Genomic DNA, 7,721 nt, shown 5'->3' with positions numbered 1-7,721 from the left:
GCACGCGCAAATCCAGATAACCTAACGGATGGCCCTCTTCCGGCTCCACGCGGTCCAGTGAAACCCGACCGCCGCGCAACTCCAGTTCTTTCGCTACATCCTGCATTGCCGGGAACAAGACGTTCTCCATCATTTGCTGGGTGTAGCGTGTGCCTGGATAGTTCATCAGACGCGACAATCGTTTCTTCCAGCTCAGGCGATCGTTGCTGGCCGGAATGTACGGTGCCGTTTCACGACTGGCGCTGGCGCGGCGATGGTCTTCCACTTTGAGTGACTTATACAAACCAGCCATCACAAAGAAGATCACAAAGCTGAACGGCAGTCCCATGATCACCGTGGCATTCTGCAGCGCAGAGATACCGTTGGTCATCAACATACCCATGGTCAGAACACCAATCGCCACTGACCAGAAGATACGCAGCCAGTTCGGTGCATCACTGTTGATGTCTTTCAGCTTCGAAGTGAAGTTACCCAACACCAGTGAACCGGAATCCGCTGAGGTGACGTAGAACAGCATGCCGGTAATGGTCGCGACCGAAGCGCTGAACTTAAACGCCGGATACTGCGCCAGCAGGCTGTAGAAGCCACGTTCTGCATGCGCCATCACTTCCTGAGCAAAGCCGGCATCACCGTGGATAATTTCATACAGCGCGGCGTTACCAAAGACCGACAGCCACAACAGCGTGAAGGTGAACGGGATAATCAGCGTACCGAGCACGAACTCACGGATAGTGCGACCACGTGAAATACGCGCCAGGAACAAGCCAACAAACGGGGACCAGGCGACCCACCATGCCCAGAAGAACAACGTCCAGCTGTTCATCCACTCTCTTGGCTGATCAAACGCAAAGGTGTTCAGCGTCATGCCCATAAAGCGGTTGATGTAATCACCGACATTGAGCACCAGCGCATTCAGCAGGAAGTCGGTTTTGCCCATGAACAGCACAAACAGAATCAGCCCCAATGCCAGCGCAACGTTGAGTTCCGACAAAATACGGATGCCTTTATCCACGCCAGAGGTCACGGAAATGGTGGCGATAATCACCGACAGCACAATCAACGCCGCCTGCGCGGTAAAGCCTTCAGGAATATCGAACAACACGTTCAGGCCATAATTGAGCTGAACCACGCCGATCCCTAAGGTAGTGGCGATGCCGAAGATGGTCCCCACCACCGCTGCAATATCCACGGTATGGCCAATCGGCCCGTTAATACGTTTACCAAAGATTGGATACAGCGCAGAACGGATGGTGAGCGGCAAATTGTAGCGGTAGCTAAAGTACCCCAGCGCGATCCCCATCAGCGCGTACATTGACCAGCCAGTTACGCCGTAGTGGAACAACGTCCACACCATGGCTTGTCGGGCGGCTTCCATGGTTTGTCCGGCGCCTTCAGGCGGTTGCATGTACTGCGTGACCGGTTCGGCCACTGAGAAGAACATCAGATCGATACCGATACCGGCCGCAAACAGCATCGCTGACCAGCTTAATAAGCTGAATTCTGGTTTGGATTGCTCTGGCCCGAGCTTGATGGCGCCGTAACGTGAACAGGCCATGTAGATAACGAAAACGATATACAGCGTCGCGGCCAGCATGTAGTACCAGCCAAACGTAGCGGTAACCCAGTTAACCGCAGTCTGAATCAAGCTGGCAGCCAGCTCGCTGTAAAAAATAGTGACAAGTGAAAATGTCAGAATCAGTCCGGCTGAGGTGTAGAACACCACAGGATTGATTCTGTCTTTTTCACTGGCAGGTGGATTAATCATCGATGACCTCTGGTTAATTTCCTGTAATGACTCAATGGATTAGCGTGACCTGTCTGCCAGGCCTTGTTGTTATCAGTACCCCTGTTGTCCCTCCCTGTAGTGCTTTCTTCTGACGATGAGCCGCATAGCCCGGTTCACCGCTGTGCTTTTGTAACAATCGAAGCACAGTATCCTAACAAAATTCTTTTTTATATTGAACGTGCAATCAAAAAAAGTTTAAATAGTCCTCTGACATTGTGGTGGAGCTGGAGTCATGCCAAAGGTGGGAATGCAGCCGATTCGTCGTCGGCAGCTGATTGATGCAACCCTCGATACGATTAACGAGGTAGGAATTAATGACGCAACTATTGCGCAGATTGCCCGCCGTGCGGGGGTTTCGACCGGCATCATCAGCCACTACTTCAAGGACAAGAACGGTTTGCTGGAAGCCACCATGCGCGATATCACTCGTCAGTTACGTGATGCCGTGGCTGCCCGCCTGAAACCGTTGGCGGGCGCGAAGACCGAAGCACGCTTGCTGGCGATTGTCGAAGGTAACTTCGATGACACACAGGTGCACAGCGCGGCGATGAAAGCCTGGCTGGATTTCTGGGCCAGCAGCATGCATCAGCCGCAGTTGGGTCGTCTGGAACGGGTCAGTAGCCGACGCCTGTTTTCAACCCTCGCCGCCGAGTTTCACCGTGAATTGCCGCGTGAACAGGCGCGACTGGCGGCTCACGGATTGGCATCGCTAATCGATGGCCTTTGGCTGCGAGCTGCGCTAAGCGGTCTGCCCTTCAATATCGATGTCGCGAAAACGCTCACCACCCAATTTATCCGTCAGCAACTTGCTGGCGCACTGAATCACTGAGGAAGGAGAAATCATGTCCCGATTCACCGAACAGCAGCTGTATATCGATGGTCAGTTCATTGCGGCGAGCGCAGGTAATACATTCCAGACCATCAACCCGGCCAATGGCGAAGTACTGGCCGAAGTACATGAGGCGGAACAGGCCGATGTTAATCGTGCTGTCGCTGCCGCGCAAAAAGGCCAGAAAGTCTGGGCCGCGATGACCGCCATGGAGCGCTCACGCATTCTGCGCCGTGCCGTCGATATTCTGCGTGAGCGCAACGACGAGTTGGCCGCGCTGGAAACCCTCGACACCGGTAAGCCGCTGAGCGAAACCCAATATGTTGACATCGTGACCGGTGCTGACGTGCTGGAATATTACGCCGGTCTGATCCCGACGCTGGAAGGCCAGCAGATCCCACTGCGCGACACGGCGTTTGTTTATACCCGTCGTGAACCGCTCGGCGTGGTCGCTGGTATTGGTGCGTGGAATTACCCGATTCAGATCGCCTTATGGAAATCTGCCCCTGCGCTGGCAGCAGGTAACGCGATGATCTTTAAACCGAGTGAAGTCACTCCACTGACAGCACTGAAGCTGGCAGAAATTTACACCGAAGCGGGCGTGCCTGCCGGCGTATTCAATGTGCTGAACGGTCGTGGCGCGGTCACTGGTCAACTGCTGACTGACCACCCGGGCATCGATAAAGTCTCCTTTACCGGCGGCGTGGCCAGCGGCAAAAAAGTGATGGCGAATGCCGCAGGCTCCACCCTGAAAGAAGTCACTATGGAATTGGGTGGCAAGTCACCACTGATCATTTTTGATGATGCCGATCTCGATCTGGCCGCCGACATCGCCATGATGGCCAACTTCTACAGCTCAGGCCAGGTCTGCACCAACGGTACGCGCGTGTTTATCCCGGCAAAATTCCAGGCCACGTTTGAAGCAAAAATCGCTGAGCGTGTTGCACGCATTAAAGCAGGTAATCTCAACGATCCCGACACCAATTTCGGTCCGCTGGTGAGCTTCCCGCATCGTGACAACGTGATGCGCTATATCGAATCCGGTATCAACGAAGGTGCGCGTCTGCTGTGCGGCGGCAAACGCCTGAGCGGTGCCGGGTTTGATAACGGTGCCTGGGTTGAACCTACCGTATTCACCGACTGCCGTGATGAGATGACCATCGTGCGTGAAGAAATCTTCGGGCCGGTGATGTCGATTCTGACTTACGAAAGCGAAGAAGAAGTGGTACGTCGCGCCAATGCCACCGATTTCGGTCTGGCTGCGGGCGTGGTGACGCAAGACCTGAACCGCGCACACCGCGTGATTCACCAGATCGAAGCGGGTATCTGCTGGATCAACACCTGGGGCGAATCTGCCGCCGAAATGCCGGTGGGCGGCTACAAGCACTCCGGTATTGGCCGTGAGAATGGCCTGATGACCTTGCAAAACTACACCCAGGTGAAGTCGGTGCAGGTCGAGTTATCCCGTTTTCAGTCCGTATTTTAATTGAGCTTTAACCTGAGGAGCGACTAATGGAATTTGATTACATCATTATCGGAGCCGGATCCGCAGGGAACGTTTTGGCAACAAGACTGACCGAAGACAGCAGCGTGAATGTGCTGCTTTTAGAAGCAGGTGGCCCTGACTACCGCTTCGATTTCCGCACGCAGATGCCAGCTGCGCTGGCTTATCCGTTGCAGGGCAAACGCTATAACTGGGCGTATGAAACCGAGCCAGAACCGCATATGAATAACCGCCGCATGGAGTGCGGACGCGGTAAAGGTCTGGGCGGATCATCACTGATTAACGGCATGTGCTACATCCGTGGTAACGCAATGGACCTCGATAACTGGGCGCAGCAGCCTGGGCTGGAAAGCTGGAGCTACCTGAACTGCCTGCCCTACTATCGCAAATCAGAAACCCGCGATATCGGCGCCAATGACTATCACGGCGGCGAGGGCCCGGTCAGCATCACCACCTGTAAACCCGATAACAATCCGCTGTTTGCTGCGATGATTGAAGCCGGTGTTGAAGCAGGCTATCCGCGCACGGAAGATTTGAACGGCTATCAGCAGGAAGGCTTCGGACCGATGGATCGCTTCGTCACGCCGAAAGGTCGTCGATCCAGCACCGCGCGCGGCTATCTCGATACCGCCAAAGTGCGTCCAAACCTGAAGATCGTCACCCATGCCACCACCGATCGCATCCTGTTTGAAGGCAAGCGCGCGGTGGGCGTGGAATATTTGCAGGGATCGGGCAACACGCCACATCAGGTGCATGCGCGCCGTGAAGTGTTGCTGTGCGCCGGTGCCATCGCCTCGCCGCAGATTCTGCAGCGCTCTGGCGTGGGCGCTGCTGCACTGCTGAACAAATTCGACATTCCGGTGGTACATGATCTGCCGGGCGTCGGCGAAAACCTGCAGGATCACCTCGAAATGTACCTGCAGTACGAGTGCAAAGAGCCGGTTTCCCTCTATCCGTCGTTGAAATGGTGGAACCAGCCGAAGATCGGTGCAGAGTGGCTGTTCAACGGGACCGGCATCGGTGCCAGCAACCACTTTGAAGGCGGTGGCTTTATTCGCAGCCGCGAAGAGTTTACCTGGCCGAACATTCAGTATCACTTCCTGCCAGTAGCGATTAACTACAACGGCTCCAACGCCGTTGAAGCGCACGGTTTCCAGTGTCACGTGGGTTCAATGCGTTCACCGAGCCGTGGGCATGTGCAGATTAAATCGCGCGATCCGCGTCGTGATCCGGCCATTTTGTTCAACTATATGGCGCATGAACAGGACTGGCATGAGTTCCGTGACGCGATTCGTATTACGCGTCAAATCATCAATCAGCCTGCGCTGGATAAGTATCGCGGCAAAGAAATCAGTCCGGGCCTCGATTGCCAGACCGATGAACAGCTGGATGAGTTTGTGCGTAACCATGCCGAGACCGCCTATCACCCGTGTGGCACCTGCAAAATGGGCAGCGATAGCATGGCGGTGGTTGATGGCGAAGGTCGTGTGCATGGATTGCAGGCGTTGCGCGTGGTAGATGCGTCAATTATGCCGCTGATCATCACTGGAAACCTGAATGCCACCACCATCATGATCGGTGAAAAGATTGCGGATAATATCCGTGGCCGTCAGCCGTTACCGCGTAGCGAAGCGGATTACTTCGTCGCTGGCAATCTGCCGGTACGTGGTGAGCCGAAGCGCGCCTAACCGTATATATCAGGGTGGCTCTCGTCACCCTGCTCTTCTTTGGCTAGCTTTGCAGATAAGCCATAATCAGCCGCTGTAACTCAAGCTTAATGTCATCTGAGCCCAGTTGATCACGTCTTGCGGCATCATGCACCCCCTTTTACAACTTAAAGCAGGGAGGTTCGTCATATTCTGCAGTGACTGACGCTCCCTTCTTTCCTATAGACTGATGACGCACAATAGCCGGCATTTAGCGTATTGATGCAGCTTTAAAGTATGTTGTAACTAGTAACGTGTTCGTTTTACGCCTTGTGGTAAAACTCATACCCAATCAATCGCCTGTAAAAATCGTTCAAGAATGGCATTATGGCTGCGCCCTTTGCGTGTCACCACGGCGATCTTACTGGTGAAGTGGAAACGTTCCGGTGCGATGGCGTGCATCATCTTTTTTTCCACCCACTGTGCGGCATAGTGGTCAGGCAAGAAACCGATAAAGCGGCCGGTGAGAATCAAAAAGGCAATGCCTTCGCGGTCGGTTGCCGTGGCATTGCAATTGAGTTTCTGGTGCATGGCAATCGCTTCTGCCGTCATGCGAAAAGCGGGTGCGATGGCATCACATCCCTTCAGTTGCGCTTCATCTGGCTCGAGGGAAAACAACGCATGGGTGTTGCTACAGTAAAGCTGCGACCACTCATCATATAACGGCATGTAATCCAGGCCGGAAATCGGCGAAGTGACTGGCAGCGCACCGACGTGCAAGCGACCATCCATCAGCCCTCTTTCAATCTCTGCGGCCGTCATCATGCTGATATTCAGCCGAATATCGGGACCTATCTCATGCAGTTTCTCCAGCGCATGGGTAATTTTCATGCGTGGTTGCGTGACCAGATTATTGATAATCCCGATATTCAAATCGCCGCGCAGCTGCTTGTGCATCTGATTAACCTGCAGGCGAAACTGCTCGATAGCCGCCATCATACTTTCGCTGTGACGCAGGATCTCACGCCCTTCTTCGGTTAAGGCAAAACCCGCCCGTCCGCGTTGACACAATCGCATGCCAAGTCGCTTCTCAAGATCGCCCATGTGCAGGCTAATGGCCGATCGCGTCATGCCCAACAAACTTTCTGCTGCAGAGAAGCTGCCGCTCTCATTCACAGTTTTAAACAGGCGCAATAATTTGAGATCAAAGTCGGTGACCTGCGCGAGCGATTTGCTTTTCATATAGGTGAGTAAATCAATAACTGAAGATGAATTAATAGGGATTTAACTTAACTAACCGTTAAATGCAAACTCTTCATACACCTGTCTGGAGAAACATCATGTCTGATGCTGTCAACACTACCGATCTCAATCTGCAAGCGCACTGGATGCCGTTTACTGCCAACCGGAATTTCCAGCGCGATCCCCGTATCATTGTCGGCGCTCAAGGCCGCTGGCTGACTGATGATAAAGGACGGCAGATTTTTGATAGCCTTTCCGGTTTATGGACCTGTGGCGCGGGCCACTGCCGCAGTGAAATCCAGCAGGCGGTGGCGAAACAACTGGGTACGCTCGATTATTCGCCCGGCTTCCAGTACGGCCATCCGCTGTCATTTCAGCTGGCAGACAAGATTGCCCAGCATATGCCGGGTGATCTAAACCATGTGTTCTTCACCGGATCGGGCTCGGAATCAGCAGACACGGCGGTGAAGATGGCGCGCGCTTACTGGCGCATCAAAGGCCAGCCGGCGAAAACCAAATTTATCGGACGTGCTCGCGGTTACCACGGCGTGAATATCGCCGGAACCAGCCTGGGCGGCATTGGCGGCAACCGCAAGATGTTCGGTCAGTTTATGGACGTTGACCATATTCCACACACGCTGCAAACCGATCTGCCCTTCACTGCTGGCCAGGCCGAAACCGGCGGTGTGGCGTTGGCTAATGAGATGCTGAAAC

The 7,721-nt window shown here is 54.1% G+C and carries 6 protein-coding genes; 4 read left to right on the top strand and 2 right to left on the bottom strand.

Annotated features, from left to right (window positions below):
- Positions 1-1,765, bottom strand: a 1,765-nt coding sequence (locus H7A81_RS23885) for a choline transporter (protein WP_182058922.1), incomplete at its 3' end; no start/stop codon positions are given.
- 253 nt (positions 1,766-2,018) lie between these two features.
- On the opposite strand from H7A81_RS23885, the gene betI reads away from it, so the two are divergent.
- From betI to betA, 3 genes are read left to right on the top strand one after another with little or no spacing between them, the layout of a single operon-like run.
- Positions 2,019-2,615, top strand: coding sequence for a transcriptional regulator BetI (gene betI / locus H7A81_RS23880; protein WP_034824050.1), 597 nt, complete (start codon positions 2,019-2,021; stop codon positions 2,613-2,615).
- Positions 2,616-2,628: 13 nt separating this feature from the next.
- Positions 2,629-4,101, top strand: a complete 1,473-nt coding sequence (betB, locus tag H7A81_RS23875; RefSeq protein WP_182058921.1) for a betaine-aldehyde dehydrogenase — start codon at positions 2,629-2,631, stop codon at positions 4,099-4,101.
- A gap of 26 nt (positions 4,102-4,127) precedes the next feature.
- Positions 4,128-5,807: a choline dehydrogenase gene (betA, locus tag H7A81_RS23870; RefSeq protein WP_182058920.1), complete on the top strand. Its 1,680-nt coding sequence runs from the start codon at positions 4,128-4,130 to the stop codon at positions 5,805-5,807.
- 300 nt (positions 5,808-6,107) lie between these two features.
- Here the strand turns inward: betA and H7A81_RS23865 are convergent, their stop codons facing one another.
- Positions 6,108-7,007 carry a LysR family transcriptional regulator gene (locus tag H7A81_RS23865; protein WP_182058919.1) on the bottom strand — a complete coding sequence of 300 codons (900 nt, stop codon included), beginning with the start codon at positions 7,005-7,007 and terminating at the stop codon, positions 6,108-6,110.
- Between the two features lie 98 nt (positions 7,008-7,105).
- Here H7A81_RS23865 and H7A81_RS23860 point away from each other — a divergent pair.
- The coding region (locus H7A81_RS23860; protein WP_182058918.1) for an aminotransferase class III-fold pyridoxal phosphate-dependent enzyme at positions 7,106-7,721 on the top strand (616 nt) is incomplete at its 3' end.

This window comes from Pantoea sp. ME81 (genome assembly GCF_903970985.1).
In the GTDB taxonomy this organism is placed as follows: domain Bacteria; phylum Pseudomonadota; class Gammaproteobacteria; order Enterobacterales; family Enterobacteriaceae; genus Pantoea; species Pantoea communis.
This window is presented reverse-complemented; position numbering and strand designations above follow the sequence as displayed.